This is a genomic window from Nonomuraea mangrovi (genome assembly GCF_042681425.1).
GTDB classification, from domain to species: Bacteria; Actinomycetota; Actinomycetes; order Streptosporangiales; family Streptosporangiaceae; genus Nonomuraea; species Nonomuraea mangrovi.
Genome location: NZ_JBHUFV010000033.1, coordinates 14,051 through 32,165, shown reverse-complemented (window position 1 = coordinate 32,165; position 18,115 = coordinate 14,051). Strand labels below are relative to the sequence as shown.

Annotated in this window: 19 protein-coding genes and 1 tRNA gene; 10 read left to right on the top strand and 10 right to left on the bottom strand. The window is 72.3% G+C overall.

Features of this window, described 5'->3' with window-relative positions:
• Positions 1-33 precede the first annotated feature (33 nt).
• The gene (locus tag ACFSKW_RS18670) at positions 34-636 is read left to right on the top strand and encodes a TetR/AcrR family transcriptional regulator (protein WP_379573526.1); all 603 of its coding nucleotides are present in this window, start codon (positions 34-36) and stop codon (positions 634-636) included.
• Between the two features lie 45 nt (positions 637-681).
• Here the strand turns inward: ACFSKW_RS18670 and ACFSKW_RS18665 are convergent, their stop codons facing one another.
• From ACFSKW_RS18665 to ACFSKW_RS18645, 5 genes are all read right to left on the bottom strand, one after another.
• On the bottom strand, positions 682-1,482 hold the full coding sequence (locus ACFSKW_RS18665) for an ABC transporter ATP-binding protein (protein WP_379573525.1): 801 nt from the start codon (positions 1,480-1,482) through the stop codon (positions 682-684).
• Entirely contained in the window at positions 1,479-2,486 is a 1,008-nt protein-coding gene (locus tag ACFSKW_RS18660) for a FecCD family ABC transporter permease (RefSeq protein WP_379573524.1), read from the bottom strand. The genes ACFSKW_RS18665 and ACFSKW_RS18660 overlap by 4 nt, the downstream gene beginning before the upstream one ends.
• A 1-nt stretch (position 2,487) precedes the next feature.
• Positions 2,488-3,492, bottom strand: coding sequence for an ABC transporter substrate-binding protein (locus ACFSKW_RS18655; protein ID WP_379573523.1), 1,005 nt, complete (start codon positions 3,490-3,492; stop codon positions 2,488-2,490).
• Between the two features lie 64 nt (positions 3,493-3,556).
• The gene (locus ACFSKW_RS18650; RefSeq protein ID WP_379573522.1) at positions 3,557-4,108 is read right to left on the bottom strand and encodes an MFS transporter; all 552 of its coding nucleotides are present in this window, start codon (positions 4,106-4,108) and stop codon (positions 3,557-3,559) included.
• A gap of 64 nt (positions 4,109-4,172) precedes the next feature.
• Positions 4,173-4,245: transfer RNA gene (locus tag ACFSKW_RS18645), tRNA-Ala, on the bottom strand.
• 112 nt (positions 4,246-4,357) lie between these two features.
• Here ACFSKW_RS18645 and rpmG point away from each other — a divergent pair.
• From rpmG to ACFSKW_RS18625, 4 genes are all read left to right on the top strand, one after another.
• The gene (rpmG, locus tag ACFSKW_RS18640; RefSeq protein WP_379573521.1) at positions 4,358-4,522 is read left to right on the top strand and encodes a 50S ribosomal protein L33; all 165 of its coding nucleotides are present in this window, start codon (positions 4,358-4,360) and stop codon (positions 4,520-4,522) included.
• Entirely contained in the window at positions 4,519-4,764 is a 246-nt protein-coding gene (locus ACFSKW_RS18635; protein ID WP_379573520.1) for a type B 50S ribosomal protein L31, read from the top strand. Before rpmG ends, ACFSKW_RS18635 begins: the two co-directional genes overlap by 4 nt.
• A gap of 267 nt (positions 4,765-5,031) precedes the next feature.
• Complete coding sequence (locus ACFSKW_RS18630; protein ID WP_379573519.1) at positions 5,032-5,673, top strand: hypothetical protein; 642 nt, start codon at positions 5,032-5,034, stop codon at positions 5,671-5,673.
• 54 nt (positions 5,674-5,727) lie between these two features.
• Complete coding sequence (locus ACFSKW_RS18625; protein ID WP_379573518.1) at positions 5,728-6,717, top strand: sigma-70 family RNA polymerase sigma factor; 990 nt, start codon at positions 5,728-5,730, stop codon at positions 6,715-6,717.
• A gap of 93 nt (positions 6,718-6,810) precedes the next feature.
• Here ACFSKW_RS18625 and ACFSKW_RS18620 read toward each other — a convergent pair whose 3' ends face one another.
• The gene (locus ACFSKW_RS18620) at positions 6,811-7,629 is read right to left on the bottom strand and encodes a TetR/AcrR family transcriptional regulator (RefSeq protein ID WP_379573517.1); all 819 of its coding nucleotides are present in this window, start codon (positions 7,627-7,629) and stop codon (positions 6,811-6,813) included.
• Positions 7,630-7,696: 67 nt separating this feature from the next.
• On the opposite strand from ACFSKW_RS18620, the gene ACFSKW_RS18615 reads away from it, so the two are divergent.
• The gene (locus ACFSKW_RS18615; protein WP_379573516.1) at positions 7,697-9,382 is read left to right on the top strand and encodes a right-handed parallel beta-helix repeat-containing protein; all 1,686 of its coding nucleotides are present in this window, start codon (positions 7,697-7,699) and stop codon (positions 9,380-9,382) included.
• Positions 9,383-9,462: 80 nt separating this feature from the next.
• On the opposite strand, the gene ACFSKW_RS18610 is transcribed toward ACFSKW_RS18615, so the two are convergent.
• A complete protein-coding gene (locus ACFSKW_RS18610; protein WP_379573515.1) occupies positions 9,463-12,261 on the bottom strand; it encodes an FAD-binding and (Fe-S)-binding domain-containing protein in 2,799 nt (932 codons plus the stop codon).
• A gap of 271 nt (positions 12,262-12,532) precedes the next feature.
• On the opposite strand from ACFSKW_RS18610, the gene ACFSKW_RS18605 reads away from it, so the two are divergent.
• Positions 12,533-12,940: a DinB family protein gene (locus tag ACFSKW_RS18605; RefSeq protein WP_379573514.1), complete on the top strand. Its 408-nt coding sequence runs from the start codon at positions 12,533-12,535 to the stop codon at positions 12,938-12,940.
• A 44-nt stretch (positions 12,941-12,984) separates the two neighbouring features.
• On the opposite strand, the gene ACFSKW_RS18600 is transcribed toward ACFSKW_RS18605, so the two are convergent.
• Positions 12,985-14,532 (bottom strand): vWA domain-containing protein, encoded by a 1,548-nt coding sequence (locus tag ACFSKW_RS18600; protein ID WP_379573513.1) that lies wholly within the window; start codon positions 14,530-14,532, stop codon positions 12,985-12,987.
• Between the two features lie 89 nt (positions 14,533-14,621).
• Positions 14,622-15,161, bottom strand: coding sequence for a TIGR03086 family metal-binding protein (locus tag ACFSKW_RS18595; protein WP_379573512.1), 540 nt, complete (start codon positions 15,159-15,161; stop codon positions 14,622-14,624).
• Between the two features lie 84 nt (positions 15,162-15,245).
• Between ACFSKW_RS18595 and ACFSKW_RS18590 the strand changes: the two genes are divergently transcribed.
• A complete protein-coding gene (locus ACFSKW_RS18590) occupies positions 15,246-16,223 on the top strand; it encodes a helix-turn-helix domain-containing protein (protein WP_379573511.1) in 978 nt (325 codons plus the stop codon).
• Here ACFSKW_RS18590 and ACFSKW_RS18585 read toward each other — a convergent pair.
• Positions 16,213-16,776, bottom strand: a complete 564-nt coding sequence (locus tag ACFSKW_RS18585) for a hypothetical protein (RefSeq protein WP_379573510.1) — start codon at positions 16,774-16,776, stop codon at positions 16,213-16,215. The genes ACFSKW_RS18590 and ACFSKW_RS18585 overlap by 11 nt on opposite strands.
• A gap of 77 nt (positions 16,777-16,853) precedes the next feature.
• Between ACFSKW_RS18585 and ACFSKW_RS18580 the strand changes: the two genes are divergently transcribed.
• Both ACFSKW_RS18580 and ACFSKW_RS18575 read left to right on the top strand, forming a co-directional pair.
• The gene (locus ACFSKW_RS18580; protein ID WP_379573509.1) at positions 16,854-17,606 is read left to right on the top strand and encodes a YndJ family protein; all 753 of its coding nucleotides are present in this window, start codon (positions 16,854-16,856) and stop codon (positions 17,604-17,606) included.
• Between the two features lie 7 nt (positions 17,607-17,613).
• The gene (locus tag ACFSKW_RS18575; RefSeq protein WP_379573508.1) at positions 17,614-18,087 is read left to right on the top strand and encodes a DUF1990 family protein; all 474 of its coding nucleotides are present in this window, start codon (positions 17,614-17,616) and stop codon (positions 18,085-18,087) included.
• Positions 18,088-18,115: the final 28 nt, after the last annotated feature.

Sequence of the window (18,115 nt, the reverse complement as noted above, 5' to 3'; positions counted from 1 at the left end):
AATAAATTAGCAGGGTCGTGCTATAAAAGGAAGGTGCCGAAAATCGTCGATCCGGAAGCCCGCCGCGAGGAGGTCGTGGAGGCCGTCTTCCGCGTCGTGCGCCGCGACGGGCTCGAACAGGCCTCGCTGCGCAACGTCGCGGAGGAGGCGGGGCTGGCCATCGGCTCGGTCAGGCACTACTTCGCGGGGCACACCGAGCTGATGGTCTTCGCGATGCAGGCGATGAACGAGCGCGTGGTGCGGCGGCTCCTCGAGCACGTCGAGAGGCTGGAGACCGTCGGCGACCGCCTCCCCGTCGCGGAGTCGATGCTGGCCGAGCTGCTCCCCCTCGACGAGCGGCGGCGCGAGGAGGCCACGATCTGGCTGGCGTTCGCGACAGCCGCCCGCACCCGCCCCGAACTGCGCCCGCACGCCGAGGAGAGTTACGACGGCCTGCGCCACCTGGTCTTCAGGGTGCTGGACGGCGCGCGCAGGCGCGACCGCCTGAGGGAAGACGTCGACCTGGAGGTGGAGGTCGAGCGGCTGTGCGCGCTGATCGACGGGCTGACCGTGCACGCCGTCCTGCACCCCGACCGCATGGACGCCGGGACCATGACCCGGGTCCTGCGCAGCCACCTCCAGAGCCTCACCCGGTGAGGGCGCGGGATCCCCGCGCCCCCACTCTCCAGGACGGAGCGAGGGCTAGGACGGAACGAGGGCGGTGGCGGCGAGCGGCCTGGCCGCGTAGGTGACGCGCACGATCCCGTCGGGGTGCGCGGCCACCTCCCCCACCACGCCGAACACGCCGCTCAGGACGCCGGGCGTGAGCGCCTCGAGCGGATGCCCCGCCGCGGCGACACGACCCTCGTGCAGCACGACCAGCGAGTCGCAGCTGCGCACCGCCAGATCCAGGTCGTGCAGCACGGCGAGCGTGGTCACGCCCAGCTCCCGCACCAGCTCGAGCAGCTCGAACCTGGCCCTGATGTCGAGGTGGTTGGTCGGCTCGTCGAGCACGAGCAGCAGCGGGCTCTGCGCCAGCGCCTTGGCCAGCAGCACCCGCTGACGCTCGCCGCCCGACAGCGCGCCGAACGGCCGCCCCGCCAGCGCCAGCGTCCCCGTGCGCCGCATCGCCTCCTCGACCGGCTCGCGCCCGCCGTCCTTGTGAGGAACACGGCTGTAGGGGGCACGACTGTGCGGGGTACGCCCCAGCTCCACGACCTCCGCCACGGTCATGCCCGCGGGGATGGTGTTGTCCTGCAGCACGGCCGCGGTGCGCAGCGCCGACTCGCGGGCCGACATCGCCCACACGTCGGTCCCGCCCAGCCGTACGGCGCCCTGGCCGGGCCGCAGTGACCGGTAGACGGCCCGCAGCAGCGTGGACTTCCCGCTGCCGTTGGGCCCGACCAGGCCGACGATCGCCCCTGGCTCCACCTCGACGCTGACGCCGCGCAGCACGGGCGTGCTGTCGAGCGTCACCGCGACCTCGTCCACGAGCAGCTTCATGACGCCGTCACGCTCCTGTCGCGGCGCAGCAACCAGAGGAAGAACGGCGCGCCGAAGACCGCCGTGAGGATGCCGAGCGGCAGCTCGTTCGGCGCGTCGACGGTCCTGGACAGCAGGTCGACCAGCACCAGGTAGACCGCGCCGGCCAGCGCCGACACGGGCACCACCCTGCGGTGGTCGGTGCCGAAGCACAGCCTGACCACGTGCGGGATCATCAGGCCGACGAAGCCGATGCCGCCCGCGACCGCGATGACCGCCCCGACCAGCAGCGAGGAGGCGGCCAGCAGGCCCACGCGGGCGCGCCGCACGTTGAGGCCGAGCGCGGTGGCCGACTCCTCGCCCGTGACGAGGGCGTTGAGCCGCCTGCCGTACAGGGTGATGAAGACCCCGCAGCAGGCCACGAGCGCGGCGATCGGGCCGAGCTGGTCCCACTGGGCGCCCGCGACGCTGCCGAGCATCCAGAACATCACCGCGCCGAGCTCGTTGGGCGTCGCCTGGAGCTGGATGTAGCTGGTGACGGCGAGCAGGACGTAGCCGACGGCTACCCCTGCCAGCACGAGGCGCGTCGGGGTGAGCCTGCCGCGCTGCTGGCCCAGCACGAACACCAGCACGGCGGCGCCCATCGCGCCGACGAAGGCGGCGGAGGAGACGCCGAGGCCGCCCGCCGCTCCGGTGCCGAGCGTGATCACCAGGACCGCGCCGACCGAGGCGCCCGAGGAGACGCCGAGCACCTGCGGATCGGCGAGCGGGTTGCCCGCGAGCGCCTGCAGGACGACGCCCGCGGCCGCCAGCCCCGCTCCCGCCAGCGCGGCCAGCAGGACCCTGGGCAGGCGGTACTGCCAGATGATCTGGTCCTGGATCGGATCGGCGCCCGCGCCGCCGGTCAGGATGTGCCACGTGTCGGCGATCGGGACGTTCACCGAGCCGATGCCGATCGCCACCACCATGGCGAAGGCCAGCGCGGCCGCGAGCACGACCACACTGGGCAGCAGAGGCAGGCGCATGTCAGAAGGCCTCCGGGTGAATGACCTTGGCGATCTTCTCCACGGCCGTGGCGTTGTTCGGCGCCACATAGGCCGAGTCGGAGAGGACGACGTAGCGCTTGCCCCAGTGGGGGAACTGGGCGAACAGCTTCCTCGCCTCCGCGTCGGGGTCGGGGTTGAGCCAGTCGACGATGACGACGACGTCGACCTGGGTGGCCGCGACCTGCTCCTTGCTGAGGTTGGTGAACAGGTCGTCCGTCGTGTTCTCGAAGGCGTTGACCGCCCCCGCCTTGGCGAAGATGTCGTTCCAGATGCCCTTGGCGCCGATCGAGCTGAAGGCGTTCGAGCCCATGGTCATGCCGGGGATGATCAGCATCGCCCTGGGCTTGGGCCTACCCGCGACCTTGGCCGAGACGGCGGCGATCCGCCGCTTCGACTCCGCGATCAGCTGCTCGGCCCTGTCGCTCACCTGGAAGATCCGGCCGAGGTCGCGCAGCAGCGTGTAGCTGTCCTCGATCGACTGGTCCTGCCGGACGCCCACGCCGCAGGTGCTCTCCGGCGTGTAGGTGGGCGCTCCCGCGGCGCGCAGCTCCTCCCGGGTGGCGAAGCCGTCGCGTGGCTCGAACTGGCGGCCCGAGGTGGCCAGCACGAAGTCGGGCCTGAGCCCGAGCATCGACTCGCGAGGGATGTCGTTGAAGCTGGTGCGCTTGAAGTCGCCGGTGGGCAGCGCGGCCACGGCCTCGGCCCTGCCGGGCTCGTCCGAGGCGCCGTAGGACTGGAGGTTGGCCAGGATCCGGTCGCCCAGCCCGAGGGCGAGCAGCGAGGAGACCTCGCCGATCGACCCGCCGTTCATGACGACGACGCGGCGGGGGCCGGCGGGGAAGGTGTAGTCCTGGCCGCAGTTCTTGATCGTCACCGGGTAACCGGGCTCGCGGGCGGCGGCGGACGAGGGTCGTGCGGCGGGGCTCTGTGTTCCGCAGGCCGCCACCATCAGGCAGGCGGCGGCGAGCATGGCGAAGCGAGACATGATGTCCTCTGTGTTCGGGGGTACGGCAAGCGCCGGGCCAGCCAGAACGGCCGCCCGGATGGCGTTATCGAGCCCTCGACAGAGGAGGCCCCCGCTCGCTGATCCCTCGATGGAGCGTCGCCGTCCGCAGCACGGCCGGCTCGGCGAAGCCGGTCAGCGGGCGCGGGCCCGGAACGGCCGGCCAGGCGAGCAGCAGGCGCACGAGCCGCGCCCCGAGGCGGCGCAGCAGCCCCCACAGCGCGGCCTCGCCCCTGGCCAGCCAGATGGCGGTCATGACGACGGCCCAGCAGTGCATGAGCAGCATGCCGGACCCCGGTGCCAGCCCTCCCACGTGGGCGTGGCCCGTCAGGATCTGCACGGGGTCGGGCTCGTGGGCCGTGGAGAAGATCACGTGCAGCACGGCCTGCACAGCGGCCAGCAGGGGCAGGATCACGCGCAGTCCGCGCTCGCGCCCCGCGATCGGCAGGCCCGCCGCCATGGACACCGCGAAGCCGAGCACCGCCGTGCCACCCGCCACGGCACCGCCCGCGACCGCGTGGGCCACGACGCCCAGCAGCACGCACACTGCGGCGAAGGCCGCTGCACGCGCGAGGCGCAGGGAAAGGCGGGCGGACACGGGAACGATCATCCCATGGAATAACGAACGGCCGGTGACGGTTTCACCGGCCGTTCGCTGACGGTGGAGCTAAGGAGACTCGAACTCCTGACCCCCTCCATGCCATGGAGGTGCGCTACCAACTGCGCTATAGCCCCTTTGCGCTCTCGGCGCGTAGCCAGTCTATAGGACTCCAGAGGTGGTCGGTGACGGGAATATCGTACGCCCGTCCGCAGTTGAAACGGTTATCGTTTTCACGAGGGGTGTGAGATGGCAAGGAACGACCAGCGGCCAGTGATCAGGCTGAGGTCCTCGGCCGGGACCGGCTACACCTACGTGACCACCAAGAGCCGAAGAAACGACCCCGACCGGCTGCACGTGCGCAAGTACGACCCGGTCGTCCGCCGGCACGTCACCTTCAAGGAGGAACGTTGAAGAAGAACCTGCACCCCGAGTACCGTCCCGTCGTCTTCAGGGACGCCAGCGCCGACTACGCCTTCCTGACCAGGTCCACCGCGACGAGCGCGAAGACCGTCGAGTGGGCGGACGGCAACCTCTACCCCGTGGTCGACGTGGACGTCTCCTCCGCCAGCCACCCGTTCTACACCGGACGCGGCCGCGTGCTCGACACCGCGGGCCGGGTGGAGAGGTTCAACCAGAGGTACGGCAAGCGCTGACACCCGGTGACGCCGTGCCACGTCGCCGACCTCTCGCGTCCACGCCGGGCGGGACCACGTCCCGCCCGGCGTCGGCGCGCCGAAACGTCTGCCTCGGCCTCGAAACGGTCACCGCCGGCCCGCTTCTCGAAAGCCTGCCGGTCTTTGCGCTCGTGGACCCCGGCTTCCCGTCATGACGATGGGCGGTCAACTCCGGTTGTGCCGAACGCTCAAGATCGTCTAGCGTGAGCCCGCCGGTCGTCCACCCTGAGCCGGAAGGGACCCTTCGTGCCGGGAACGAGCGCCACCCGCTGGACAGCCGCCTACACCCGCCAGGTGGCCGAGAACATCAGGCACCACCGCAGGCGCAGAGGCCTGAGCGTGCAGGCCCTCGCCGACCGCTGCACCGGGCTGGGTTACCCGCTCGAACGCGCGAACCTCGCCAAGCTGGAGAGCGGCCATCGGGCCTCGATGACCCTGCCCGAGCTCCTCGTGCTCGCCCACGCCCTCCGCACGCCGCCCCTGCTCCTGCTGGCCCCGCTCGGCCGCGCCGACACCGTGGAGATCCTTCCCGGCGTCGAGGCGGCCTCACAGGAAGCGGTCTTCTGGCTCGACGGCACCGCCCCGCTCCTCGACGACCACGACGAGGGCGCCGACGCCCGCGCCGAGCTGCGGCTGCTGCGCGAGCACCGGCGGCTCGTCGACGACTGGTGCGCCAGGACCGGCGCCGCCGCGGCCGCCAGAGAGCACGTCGGCGAGGAGGCGGGCCCGCACGAGGACGCGTGGGCCCAGGCGGCTCGCGTCCATGGCGAGCACGCCGAACACGCGGCCGAGCGGCTGTCCTACCTGCGGGCGGGCATGCGGCTGCGCGGCCTGCCCCTTCCCGGGCTTCCACCTGGCCTGATCCACCTTGACCACCGGGAGGGATAGCCGGGGCTAGGCTGGTCAGGGCCCTTCACGGGCGTGGACCGACGAGGTGGGCGGATGCCTGGCGACGACGTCCTCGCGGCGCGACTGCTCGATGCCGCGCGGGCCGGTGACACGGCCGCCTTCGGGCTGCTGGTCGACCCGTTCCGCGCCGAGCTGCACGCGCACTGCTATCGCATGCTCGGATCCTTCCACGACGCCGAGGACGTGACGCAGGAGACGCTGGTGCGAGCCTGGCGTGCCTTGGGGCGGTACGACGAGCGTGGCTCGCTCCGGCCGTGGCTGTACAAGATCGCCACCAACCGCTGCCTCACGCTGATCGAGACGCGCGGCAGGAGGGAGCTTCCCGCGGACCTCGGTCCCGGCGCGCCCCTGGTCGAAAGGGCGTGGGTGGAACCCTACCCCGACCGGCCGGCCGGTTCGGCGGATCTCGGTCCCGAGGCCAGGTACGCGGCACGCGAGAGCGTGGAGCTCGCCTTCGTCGCCGCGCTGCAGCGGCTGGGCGCCCGCCAGCGGGCCGTCCTGGTCCTGCGCGAGGTGCTCGGGTTCTCGGCGCGGGAGGTCGCGGACCTGCTGGACGCCTCGGTCGCGTCGGTCAACAGCGCCTTGCAGCGTGCCCGCGCGGCTCTCGGGCCGCAGGAGACCGGGCGGCAGGCGGTGCCGCGCTCCGTGGACGAGGACGAGGTCCGCAGGCTGGCCGACCGGTACGCCGCGGCATGGGAACGGGGCGATGTCGAGGCGATCGTGGCGATGCTGACCGAGGACGCCAGGTACTCGATGCCGCCGTTGCCGGAATGGTTCGAGGGTCGTGACGCCATCAGGACCTTCCTGGCCGGCACGCCGATGAGCCTGCGGTGGCGGTTCCTGCCCGCCAGGGCCAACGGGCAGTTCGCGTTCGGCACCTACCGGTGGGACGAGGACAGGGCCGCCTACGTCTTCGGAGGGCTCGACCTGCTCGCCCTGCGCGGCACGAAGGTCGCCGAGGTCGTCTCGTTCCTGACCGCCGACCCCGGCCTTTTCGGTCTCCCCCACGAGATCGTGGACTGATTCCCCGGCCGGGCGACGAGTCCGGCGACTCCGCCGGGTTCCGGTCGGCACGTCGTACGTCCGCCGCGGCCTCCGGGAGGAGTTCGACGACGGTCAGCCCTTGCGCATCCGGTAGGCGCGCTGCTGGCAGGCGCGGGAGCAGTAGTCCCGCGGCCTGCCGGTGGCGGCCGTGTCCACGGCCTTCCCGCACACTACACATGCGTTTTCATCACGACTTTCATCACGGACGCGGGCCTCGATCCCGTCGAGCACCCGCTGAAGGCCGAACTCGAACGGGTCGAGAGGCGCGTCGTAGCCGCCCTCCCGGTACAGCCGGCTCAGCGTCGGATACCGGTCCAGGTGCTCGAAGAGCGAATCGCGGCCCCCCCACCACTCCTCCTCGCTGACCCCGGTGCGCCGCTCGGTGTGGGCGGTCTCGATCACCTGCCGGGCGGCGCTCTCGACGAAGCCGCCGACAAGGGTGACCACGGCCACCACCTCCGCAGGCGGCAGCCCGGTCCGCGCCACCACCTCCAGCGCCCGCTCGAAGCCGGCCACCGCGTTCGGCCCCGGCACGCGCCGGGATCCGTGCGACTCGATCAGCCAGGGATGCCGCTGGTAGAGGGCCAGCTCGGCCCGCGCCCACGCCTCCAGTTCAGCCCGCCAGCCGGCACGCCGCCCGGTGCCGTCGTCCACCTTCTCCCCGATGACCTCGTCCCGCATGAGGTCGATCAGCTCGGCCTTGCCCGGCACGTGGCGGTACAGCGACATGGTGGTGAAGCCGAGCCGTTCGGCGACCCTTCGCATGGAGACCGCGGTCAGGCCCTCGGCGTCGGCCAGCTCGATCGCGGCTCGCACGATCCGCTCCAGGCTGAGGCCGCGCCTGGACGTGGCACCCCACAGCAACTCCGTGCTGCGATCCGGATTCGCCATCTTGACTCCCCTCCCTGTCTATGCTGTATACCAGAAGTGTACAGCATACACACGAGAGGACGTCTCTATGTTCTTCGTCGATCCAGCGGGCGACGACGCGGGTCCCGGCACGATCGAGCGGCCGTTCGCCACGCTGGACCGGGCCCGCGCCGCGGCGGCGCCGGGCACCGTGGTCAACCTCAGGGCGGGCACGTACCGGCTCACCGAGCCGTTCCGGCTCTCCGGCGCCGACTCCGGCGTCGTCTACCAGGCCTACGGCTACGGCACCGCCGTACAGGAGGAGGTCGTCATCAGCGGCGGCCGGCCGATCACCGGCTGGCGCAGGGGCGACGACGGCGTCTGCAGGGCCGAGGTACCCGGCCTCGCCAGCCGCCAGCTCTACGTCTCGGGGAGGCGGGCCGTACGGGCCTCCGTCACCCTCGACCAGCGACTGACCAGGACCGAGACCGGTTACGTCATCGACGATCCCGCGCCCGGGTCGTGGCAGGGCGAGGTGGAGTTCGTCTACCGGGGCGCCTATCCCTGGTCCGAGGCTCGCTGCCAGGTGTCGCGGATCTCCGGTGACGAGCGTTCGACGACCGTCGCCATGGCGCAGCCCGCCTTCGGCTGGGCGGCGCGGCTCTACCAGTCGGTCATCAGCTGGGACGGTCCCGGCGCCGGCGAGTCCAACGGCGCCGACGCCCCGACCTCGGCCGAGAACAGCCCCGCGTTCCTGACCGAGGGCACCTTCGCGCTGGGCGGCGGAGTCCTGCACTACCTGCCGCTTCCCGGCGAGAAGCTCGACGATGTCGTGGCGCCGGTGCTCGAGACGCTCGTGCACGCCCGCGACGTCCACGACGTCGCCTTCCGCGGCATCACGTTCGCGGAGGCGACCTGGCTGCGGCCCAGCGCGCCCGAGGGGTTCCTGCACTATCACGGCAACGGCTTCTACGACGGCGGCGCGCTCCAGACGGTCACCTTCGCCGAAGGCCAGGGGCAGGTCACCGTCCCAGGCGACCCGGCCGCCATGCCCGGCAACGTCGTGTTCGAGAACGCGTCGCGGGTCACGCTGGAAGGCTGCCGGTTCACCCGGCTGGGCGCGGTCGCGCTGGAGTTCCGCGGCGAGGGCTCCGACAACGTACTCCGCGACAGCGTCGTCGACGAGGTCTGCGGCGGTGGCGTCGTGATCGGCTCGGGGGCACGCCGCCACCGGCTCGAGAACAACCACGTCCACCACATCGGCCGCGACTACCACGGATCGCCGGCGATCCTGCTGACCGGCACCAGGGACACCGTCGTGTCGCACAACCGGGTCAACGACGCGCCGCACGCGGGGATCGTGGTGTACGAGGGGCGCGGTGCCCAGGTACTCGACAACCTGGTGCACGACACGATGCAGGTGCTGGCCGACGGCGGCGGCATCTACCTGTCCGGCAGCCAGGGCGTCTCGTACGCCAGCGGCGCGCTGATCCGCGGGAACGTCGTCCGCGACACCATCACGCCCTACAACTTCGGCCTCTACACCGACTACGGCGCCGCGTGGGTCACCGTCCAGGGCAACGTCGTCCATCGGGCCGACAACCCGGTGGTGCTGAACGTGTCGCCGCCGATGGAGCACGTGGCGTTCATCGGCAACGTCTGGGACGCCGACCCGGGTGATCCACCCTCGGGCGTGTCGCTCTACGACAACACGACGCTCCCGAAGGAGGCGTTCGACGACGACCCGGCGGTCGCCGACATCGTGGCCGGCGCGGGCCCCCGCGCCACCCGATAGATCTGTCGGCCTCGGCTCGGGGGACGGCGGCGTCCGCCGTCGCCGTCCCCCGCGTCGCCGCCGGCCGGCCCGTCACCCGGTCACGCGTGCTCCTGGCGGGTGGCCTCCTCCAGGAGCTCGAGCAGGTGGCGGTACGGCCGGCCGGTGGCGCGCGCGAGCCCGATCTCGCAGGTGCGGTTGGCCGAGGCGTAGGCGTCGAAGTCCCTGAGCGCCACCCCGCGGGCCTCCTCGCGGGTCGCGGCGGCGGTCAGCTCGGGATGCAGCAGCCCACGGTCGCCGGCGAAGCCGCAGCACTGCCAGCCGTCAGGCACCACGACCTCGTCGGCGATGGCCTCGGCGATGGCACGCAGCGCGTCGTCGAGCCCCAGTCGGGTGGACGAGCACGTGGGATGCAGCGCCAGCGACGCCAGCCGGCGGTGCACGGTCAGCCTGGGCAGGACCTGCTCGGCGACGTAGGCGACCGCGTCGACGACCCGCACCGTCCCGCCGCCGGCCCCGACCAGCCGCTCGAACCCTTCCGTGCAGGAGGCCGCGTCGCTCACGACGGGCAGCCTGCCGTCGAGACTGGCCTGCTCCAGCGCGGGAAGCACGCGCTCCCGCATGGCGGCGTACCCGGACGACATCCCCTTGGACGACCAGGGCGTGCCGCAGCACAGGCCGGCGATGGGGTCCGGCACGAGCAGGCGGATCCCCGCCCGCTCGGCCAGGGCCGTCAGCGCGGCATCGACACCCTGGCCGCCGCCCCCTGGCGCGAACAACGTACCCAGGCAGGAGGGGACGTAGACGGCGTGCGGGTCGGCCACCGGGCGAGCTCTCCTGACGCGGCCTCCCCTCGGCAGGTCGCGCTGCCACTGGGGCACCCGCCCCGGTCCGAAGACCGCGCGGGCCGCCCGGCTCACGCCCTCGGGCAGCGCGGGCGGCAGCTTGCCGACCAGGTCCAGACCGCGGGCCATGCCGCGGGTGACGCCCGCCCACCGGCCGGCCGCGACCCGCCACCCGGCCCGGGCGACGGGCCCGCGCCGTTCGGCGCGCAGGCGCTTCATCAGGTCGCCGGTGTTGATGAGCACAGGACACGCGGTGGCGCACATGCCGTCGACGGCGCACGTGTCGACGGCATCGTAGGAGTACTCCTGCCGCAGCTCGCGCGCCAGCCTCCGGTCACCCGCCGCCTCGGCGACCGCGATCTCGCGGCGGAGCACGATGCGCTGCCTCGGCGTGGTCGTCAGGTCCTTGCTGGGGCAGACGGGCTCGCAGTAGCCGCATTCGACGCAGCGGTCCACCTCGGGGTCGACGGTCGGCACGGTCTTGAGGTGGCGCAGGTGGACCGTGGGATCGTCGGTGATCAGCACGCCGGGGTTGAGGATGCCTCCGGGGTCGCACAGCGTCTTGAGCTCGCGCATGACCTCGTAGAGCTCGTCGCCGAACTGGCGGCGGACGAACGGCGCCATGACGCGACCGGTGCCGTGCTCGGCCTTGAGCGTGCCGCCGTGGGCGAGGACGAGATCCACCATGTCCTCGGTGAACGCCTCGTACCGGTCAGGCGCCTTTCCGCTGGAGAACCGCTCGGTGAGCATGAAGTGCAGGTTGCCGTCCTTGGCGTGGCCGAAGATGACGCTGTCCTCGTAGCCGTGACGCCCGAACAGGTCGGTGAGTCGGGCGCACGTGTCGGCCAGTGCGGGCACGGGGACGGCGATGTCCTCCAGGAGGGCGGTGGTCTCCGGCGGGCGGGCGCCGGCCACGGCGGCGTAGAGCCCCTTGCGGATGTGCCAGAGCGCCGCCCGCGCCGCCGCCTCGCCGCTGAGCCGCGGCGGGCCGGCGAGGGGCAGGCCGGCCAAAAGGGGGCCGACGGCGCGCACGCGATCGTCGAGGACCTCGGCGTCGCCCTCCTGCCATTCGACGAGCAGGGCGGCATGCTCGCGCACGGTGAGGGCGCGCAGGACCGGATCGGCCTTCGGATCGAGCTGCGCGACGCGCAGGGCCACGGCGTCCAGCAACTCGACGGCCGCCGGCCCTGCGGCCACCAGCTCGGGCATCGCGCCCATCGCCTGGCCGAGGGTCTCGAAGATGAGCAGCCCCGTGGCGGCGTGCCGGTGCAGGGGGACGGTGTGGAAGGTCGCCTCGGCGACGAAGGCGAGCGTGCCCTCGCTGCCGACCACCAGACGGGTCAGGATCTCGCTCGGCGAGGTGTGGTCGAGGAAGGCGTTGAGTCCGTACCCCATGGTGTTCTTCATGGCGAACTGGGCGTTGACGCGCCTCACCGAGTCGGGGTTCGCCCGTACTCTGTCGCGCAGGCGCTCGAGCCCGGCGAACAGGTCGGGCTCGGTGGCGCGCAGCCGTTCGTCGGCGTCCGCGGCGCCGGTGTCGAGCAGCGTGCCGCTCGGCAGCACCAGCAGCAGCGACTCCAGGGTGCGGTAGGTGTTGTGCTCGGTGCCGCAGGTCATGCCGCTCGAGTTGTTGGCGACGACGCCGCCGATCGTGCACGCGGACTCGCTGGCGGGGTCGGGGCCGAGCTTGCGCCCGTAGGCGGCGAGACGAAGGTTGACCTGGCGCAGGGTCACCCCTGGCTGCACCCTGACCCGCTTGCCGTCGTCGAGGACCTCCAGGTCACGGAAGTTCCTGCGCGTGTCGACGAGCAGGTGTTCGGTGACGGCCTGGCCGCTGAGACTCGTGCCGCCCGAACGGAAGGTCAGCGGCACGCCGTGCCGGCCGCTCAACCGGAGCAGCTGACCGATCTGGGCCGGATCGGCCGGAGTGACGATGGCTTCCGGGTGCAGCAGGAAGTGGGACGCGTCGTGGGCCAGGCGCAGCCGATCGGTGGCGCGTGTCCGAACGCCGCCGGGAACGGCTGTCTCGAGGTCGGCCAGTGTCCAGTGGTTCACGACGGTCACATCACACCCGTTTCCCAACGCCATTTTCCAGTAATTGGAACAATGGTCTGACATTTCGAACTATGGAGGACGATACTCCTAGTACGATCGCACCGGAACAGCGCATGCCGGGCAGCGCCCTGCGCCTGGACGACGCGCGGCGATCTTCAGGAGCGGCCCGTGTCCCGCACGCACACCAGCGCCGACGTGCCCGGCGTCATCGGCGAACTCGCCCGATCCTGCGCCCGGCTCGCCGGCACCCTGCCCGCCCTGACCGACGCGCGTGCGCGCGCCCTCGGCCCTGCCCACGTGGACCCGCGGCCACGTCCTCGCCCACCTGGCCCGTAGCGCGAACGCCTGCCTCTACCGCTGCTGGCGCGAGGTCGAGACCCACCATGTCGACCTGGACGCCGGCTACCGCACGGCCGACTGGCCCGCCGCCTACGTCTCGTGGGCCCTCGACGACACCCTGACCTCGCTCGCCGCACGGAGTTTCCCCGTGGGGCGGGTCGAAGCCGTCGACCTCGGCCGCTCCTGGACCGTGTCGCCGACCGGCCCTGCCGTCGCGGGCTCGGGCCACGCCCTGCTCGGCTGGCTCAGCTGGCGGGCGCCCTGTGCACCGCCTGCCGTCGGCGGGCCGCTGCCCGAACCGCCCGCCTGGCCTCTGCCGCCGGCCCCCGGCTGGGACTGACCCGACCGGGGGCGAACGACCGTGCGCTTCTCACGCCAGAGCGGTCAGCCGACCGTCCTGGCCTTCTCGATCAGGCTCGCGAGCTCGGCCACCGCCGGGTCCTCCGTCGTCGACGCCAGACGGCCCGCGTGCTCGCCCAGCATCGGCAGGTCCATGCCGAACGCCTCCCTGTCCCGCATGTACAGCGCGAAGGCGGCGGCCACGACGTCCACCTGCAGCCGGGACGGCGAGTCCTTCCAGAGTGCGCCGCTCAGGTCGGCGGCGGCCACCGAATCGCTGGCCTCGGCGGGTCTGCGGGTGTCGGGTTCCTGCCATCGTACGGTCGCCGAGGCGAGCTGGCCCGAGGCGCCCGCGCGCAGCCGTACGGCATAGAGCGCGGTCACGGAGTGCCCGGGACCGACCTCGCCGCCGTCCTTGGCGTCGTCGCGGAAGTCCTCGCTCGCCAGCGCCCGATTCTCGTAGCCGACGAGCCGGTAGCTCTGGACGACCGACGGGTTGAAGACCACCTGCGCCTTGGCGTCGCGGGCGCGCAGCTCCAGGTTGGCGGGCAGCTGCTCGACGAAGACCTTGCGCGCCTCCTCGACGGTGCTCACGTAGACCGCGGCGCCGTCGCCGTTGTCGGCGAGCTGCTCCATGAGCTCGTCGCCGTAGTCCCTGCCCACGCCGACCGTCAGCAGCGTGACCCGCTTGCCCGCGTACTCCTTGACCCGGTCGAGGATGGCCTGCCAGGCGGTGCTTCCCGTGTTGGCCAGGCCGTCCGACAGCAGGATGACCCTGTTGGTCGCGGCGGGGCGGAAGGCGCGCTGGGCCTCCCGGTATCCGGAGACCAGGCCGTCCTCCAGGTTGGTCGACCCTTCGACGGCGAGCCTGTCGATGGCGGCGTGCAGGTCGGCGCGGGCCGTCAGCGGGGTCATCGAGGCGACCAGCGCGGCCTCGTCGCTGAAGGACACGATCGACACCTGGTCGCCGGGGGCGAGCTGGTCGACCAGCGTGTGCAGGGCCTGCTTGACCAGGTCGAGCCTGCCGGGCTCGGCCATCGAGCCCGACACGTCGACGACGAAGGTGAGGTTCGCAGGACGCCTGGCGGCGGCGTCGGCCGCCCTGGTCTGCAGGCCGACCCTGAGCACCGCGGTGTTGTCGTCCCGCAGTCTCGCGCCGTCGACGTGCACGGTGAACCCGTCGTCGGGCGGCTGCGCGTAGTCCTGGCGGAAGGCGTTGACGAACTCCTCGGGCCGCACCTGCGCGGGCTCGGGCCAACGGCCCTCAGCGAGGGTGCGGCGGGCATAGCCGTACGACGCGGTGTCGACGTCGAGCGCGAACGTCGACACCTGCGACACCTCGGCGTCGGTCTCCTTGTCGACCTGCGGTTCGGACGCCGTGGTGGACTCGGCTCTGGCGTTCTGATCGGTTCCCGCGCTGGGCATGGGCGCCGTCGACGCCGTGGCGCCTGGCGCATGGGTCGGCGCCGTGACCCCTGGCGGCCGGGCAGGAGCCGCGCGCTCCTTCGACGCCGTCGCCGTGCCTTCGGGTCCGCCGCCGCAGGCGGCCAGAACCAGCAACAGCGCGATCACCAGTAAGGGACTGAACCTCATCGCGACCACCTCCACCGCTTACGACGGGACGGTCAGGAGCGTGGCCGGGTGCTTGACGCAAGCGAGTGCAAACCGTGTTCAACGCGTGATCACGGTGTCCAGGCGGGATCCCTGCCTGTGACGCCCAGCAGCCGGTCGAGGTCGGTCGCGTCGCCTGGCACCTCGACCTCGTCGCCGAACGCACCCCTCTCCCTCCCCATGGGCGCCATCTGCCGGGTGAAGGCCAGCGCCCTCTCCACGGCCTGCCCGTCCGGCTGATACGAGCGGCCGGTCGCGGCGGCCAGGTCCCAGCCGTGCACGATCAGGTCGACGAGCAGCAGGTTCACGGTCGCGGCCACGGGCATGCCGATCGAGCTCTCGCCCTCCCATGCGGCGGGCTCGGACCACGCGGTGAGCGTCCGTCCCATCCGCTCGGGGAAGTCGCCCGTGTACTCGCCCTGCTCGGGCCTGGGCCCCTTGGCGGCCATCGACTCGAACGTCTCGGCCACCCACTCCAGATGCGTGAGCAGGCCCCGCACGTCGAATGCGGCGCACGGCGTGGGCAGGGCCAGTTCCTCCTCGCTCAGGTCGCGCACGAGCGCGACCGTGGGCAGGGAGGCCGAGGTCAGATCCTTGAGCATGTCGTCCATGACACTCAGCGTGCCAGTCACGCCCGCCGGTCGGAACGCCGCCCCGTAGCGAAACGGCCGCCGCAGGACGCATACGATCCTGACATGCTGCTTCCGCTTCCGACCCGGTCGCACACGGTGGCCGCGCTGGCCTTCGACGGCATGTCCCCCTTCGAGCTCGGCTGCGTCGTGGAGATCTTCGGCCTGCCCAGGCCCGAGCTGCGGGTGCCGTGGTACGACCTCAAGGTCTGCGCGGAGAGCGGCGAGCCTTTGCGCGTGGTCGGCGGGTTCAGCATGCGGGCCGAGCACGGCCTGGACGTGCTGGCCGCGGCGGACACCGTGATCGTGCCTGGCGTGGCCGACGTGCGGGCCCAGGTCTCCCCCGCGCTGGTCGAGGCGTTGACGGACGCCCACGCGCGGGGGGCCAGGATCGTCTCGATCTGTTCGGGCGCCTTCGCGCTGGCCGCAGCGGGCCTGCTGGACGGCAGGGAGGCGACCACCCACTGGAAGTACGCCGACCTGCTCCAGCGCCGCCATCCCTCGGTGCGCGTCAACCCCGACGTGCTGTACGTCGACGGCGGCAGGATCCTGACGAGCGCGGGCAGCGCGGCGGGGCTCGACCTGCTGATCCATCTGGTCCGCAACGACCACGGCGCCAACGTGGCCAACGCGGTCGCGCGCCGGCTGGTCATCCCGCCGCACAGGGAAGGCGGGCAGGCGCAGTTCATCCAGGCGGCCGTGACGGCGGTGGAGGACGACGACGCGGTGGCCAGAGCCATGGAGTGGGCCATGGCGCATCTGGCCGACCCGATCGCCGTGGCCGACCTGGCCAGGGTGGCGCATCTGGCCGAGCGCACGTTCATCAGGCACTTCAAGGCGCAGACGGGCACCTCGCCGCTGCGCTGGGTGATCTCGCAGCGCGTCGCGGCCAGCCTGCCGATGCTGGAGTCGACGGGCGCCCCGGTGGAGGAGATCGGGGCGGCGGTCGGGTTCGAAAGCCCCGTCACCTTCCGGCATCACTTCAGCCGCGCCATGCGCACCTCCCCCTCGGCCTACCGCCGCGCCTTCGGCGCTACCCGCTGAGGCCGTACCACTTCTTCGCCGCCGCCTCCGTGGACTCGGCGAGCCTCGCGGGCCGCATCAGCAGGTCCATGGCTCGCGGCGCGCCTTCCGGCGAGAACATGGCGCGGATCGACGGCAGATGCGCCGAGCCGTCCTGCGCCGGCTCGGCGCGCAGGACGCGTCCGTCCCTCACCGTGAGCAGGATCGCCGTCACGTAGCCGGTGCCCTCGACGAGCGCGCCCGCCTCGGGGGCCAGTTCGCTGCAGGCGGCGACCACCCCCGCCAGGAGCCCGTCGCCGCCCTGCCGTACCTCGACGAGTTCCTCGTGGCAGAAGGTGCGGGGCCGCAGCTCGGGCCTGGTCTCGGCGAGAAGCCCGCCCGCTGTGTCGTGGTTCTCGAGGTGGCCGTCGATCACGGCCATGAGGTCGGCTCGCGCCCGCTCGTCGAGGCGCACCACGCGCTCGCTCGCCTGGCCCGTCCAATCGGGCCGCCGGCCTCGCCAGGCCACCACGATCGCGGCCGTCACGATCACGGCCATCGCGAGCAGCACCAGGACGACCCCCTTGCGACGCATGACGCCACCCTGCCTGTTCCCGATCATCCTGTCGAGGTACCGTGTGTTTGAACACGTTCAAAAGCGGAGGAGGCACTGTGACCCCCCTGGTCGGCGTCATCGTGACCCTTGGCATGCTGGTCGTCATCCCGCTCGGCCTGCGCCTGCTCGACGTGCGCCCATGGCCGTTCCTCGCCGGCGCGGTGGCGGGCGCGCCCTCGCTGTGGCTGCCCCGAGGCCCGCTCGCCGTGGCCCTCGCGGCCGCGTACGGCGTCGCCACGCTCTACCTGGCCTTTCACGCGCTCCCCCGCCTGCGGAGGCTCGACCCCGCCCGGCTCGCGGCCGCCACCGCGCTGGCCACGCCGTCCGTCGCCGCCGTCTCGCTGATCGCCGAGCGTGGCGGCTACGACCTGCTCGGGTATACGCCGCAGATGCTCGCCCTGACCGTCGCGCACTTCCACTTCGCCGGTTTCGCGGCGGCGCTGGTCGCCGGGCTGGTCGGCAGGGAGTCGGGATCGCCGATCGCGGCTCTGACCGTGCCCGCGGGCACGCTGCTCGTCCTGGGCGGCTACTTCGTGGGCGACTGGGCCGAACTGGCCGGTTCCGCGGTGCTGACGGCGGGCATGTGGTGGGTCGGCTGGCTGGCGTGGCGGCGTTTCCGCGGCGTCTTCCTGCTGTCGGGTGCCGTGTCGGCTGTCACCATGGCGCTGGCCATGGCGTGGGCGGTCGGCGAGGCGACGGGGCTGCCACATCCCCCGCTGGAGACGATGATCGCCACGCACGGCGTCGGCAACGCCTTCGGTTTCGCCCTCTGCGCCGTCGCCGCGCTGCGGCGGCTCGACCCACTGTGAGGCTGTGATGGAGTTCACCTATCCCGACGTCGGCGCGACGCTGACCGGCGAGCTGCCCGACGGCTACCACCACCTGCGCCACTCGCGGGTGCTCAGCTCCTCCTTCGAGGCGGCGGCCGAGGCGCTGATGACCTGGCAGGCGCAGCGACGCGTCGGCCTGCGCCCGCGCGTCTCGGCGCCGAGGGCGGCGCCGGGTGTGGAGATCACCGTACGGCTGGCCGTGCTGGACGCCCCCTGCCGGGTGGTGTGGGTGGTCGAGGAGGCCGACAGGGTCGGCTGGGCCTACGGCACGCTGCCCGGTCATCCCGAGAGCGGCGAGGAGAGCTTCCTCCTCGAGCGCCTGCCCGACGGCAGGGCACGGGTCACGATCACCGTGTTCAGCCGTCCGGGAAGCGCGCTCACCAGGCTCGGCGGCCCAGTCGTCCCCGTGGTCCAGCGCGTCTTCCTTCGTCTGTACGCTCGCGCGCTGGACCTTTACTGACGGCCGCGCGGCGAGCAGGATCGGACAG

Bases quoted from the DNA above. Each gene is read 5' to 3' on its own strand.
- ACFSKW_RS18665 (WP_379573525.1), bottom strand. From the start codon at position 1,482: ATGAAGCTGCTCGTGGACGAGGTCGCGGTGACGCTCGACAGCACGCCC.
- ACFSKW_RS18660 (WP_379573524.1), bottom strand. From the start codon at position 2,486: ATGCGCCTGCCTCTGCTGCCCAGTGTGGTCGTGCTCGCGGCCGCGCTG.
- ACFSKW_RS18655 (WP_379573523.1), bottom strand. From the start codon at position 3,492: ATGTCTCGCTTCGCCATGCTCGCCGCCGCCTGCCTGATGGTGGCGGCC.
- rpmG (WP_379573521.1), top strand. From the start codon at position 4,358: ATGGCAAGGAACGACCAGCGGCCAGTGATCAGGCTGAGGTCCTCGGCC.
- ACFSKW_RS18625 (WP_379573518.1), top strand. From the start codon at position 5,728: ATGCCTGGCGACGACGTCCTCGCGGCGCGACTGCTCGATGCCGCGCGG.
- ACFSKW_RS18620 (WP_379573517.1), bottom strand. From the start codon at position 7,629: ATGGCGAATCCGGATCGCAGCACGGAGTTGCTGTGGGGTGCCACGTCC.
- ACFSKW_RS18615 (WP_379573516.1), top strand. From the start codon at position 7,697: ATGTTCTTCGTCGATCCAGCGGGCGACGACGCGGGTCCCGGCACGATC.
- ACFSKW_RS18600 (WP_379573513.1), bottom strand. From the start codon at position 14,532: ATGAGGTTCAGTCCCTTACTGGTGATCGCGCTGTTGCTGGTTCTGGCC.
- ACFSKW_RS18595 (WP_379573512.1), bottom strand. From the start codon at position 15,161: ATGGACGACATGCTCAAGGATCTGACCTCGGCCTCCCTGCCCACGGTC.
- ACFSKW_RS18590 (WP_379573511.1), top strand. From the start codon at position 15,246: ATGCTGCTTCCGCTTCCGACCCGGTCGCACACGGTGGCCGCGCTGGCC.
- ACFSKW_RS18585 (WP_379573510.1), bottom strand. From the start codon at position 16,776: ATGCGTCGCAAGGGGGTCGTCCTGGTGCTGCTCGCGATGGCCGTGATC.
- ACFSKW_RS18575 (WP_379573508.1), top strand. From the start codon at position 17,614: ATGGAGTTCACCTATCCCGACGTCGGCGCGACGCTGACCGGCGAGCTG.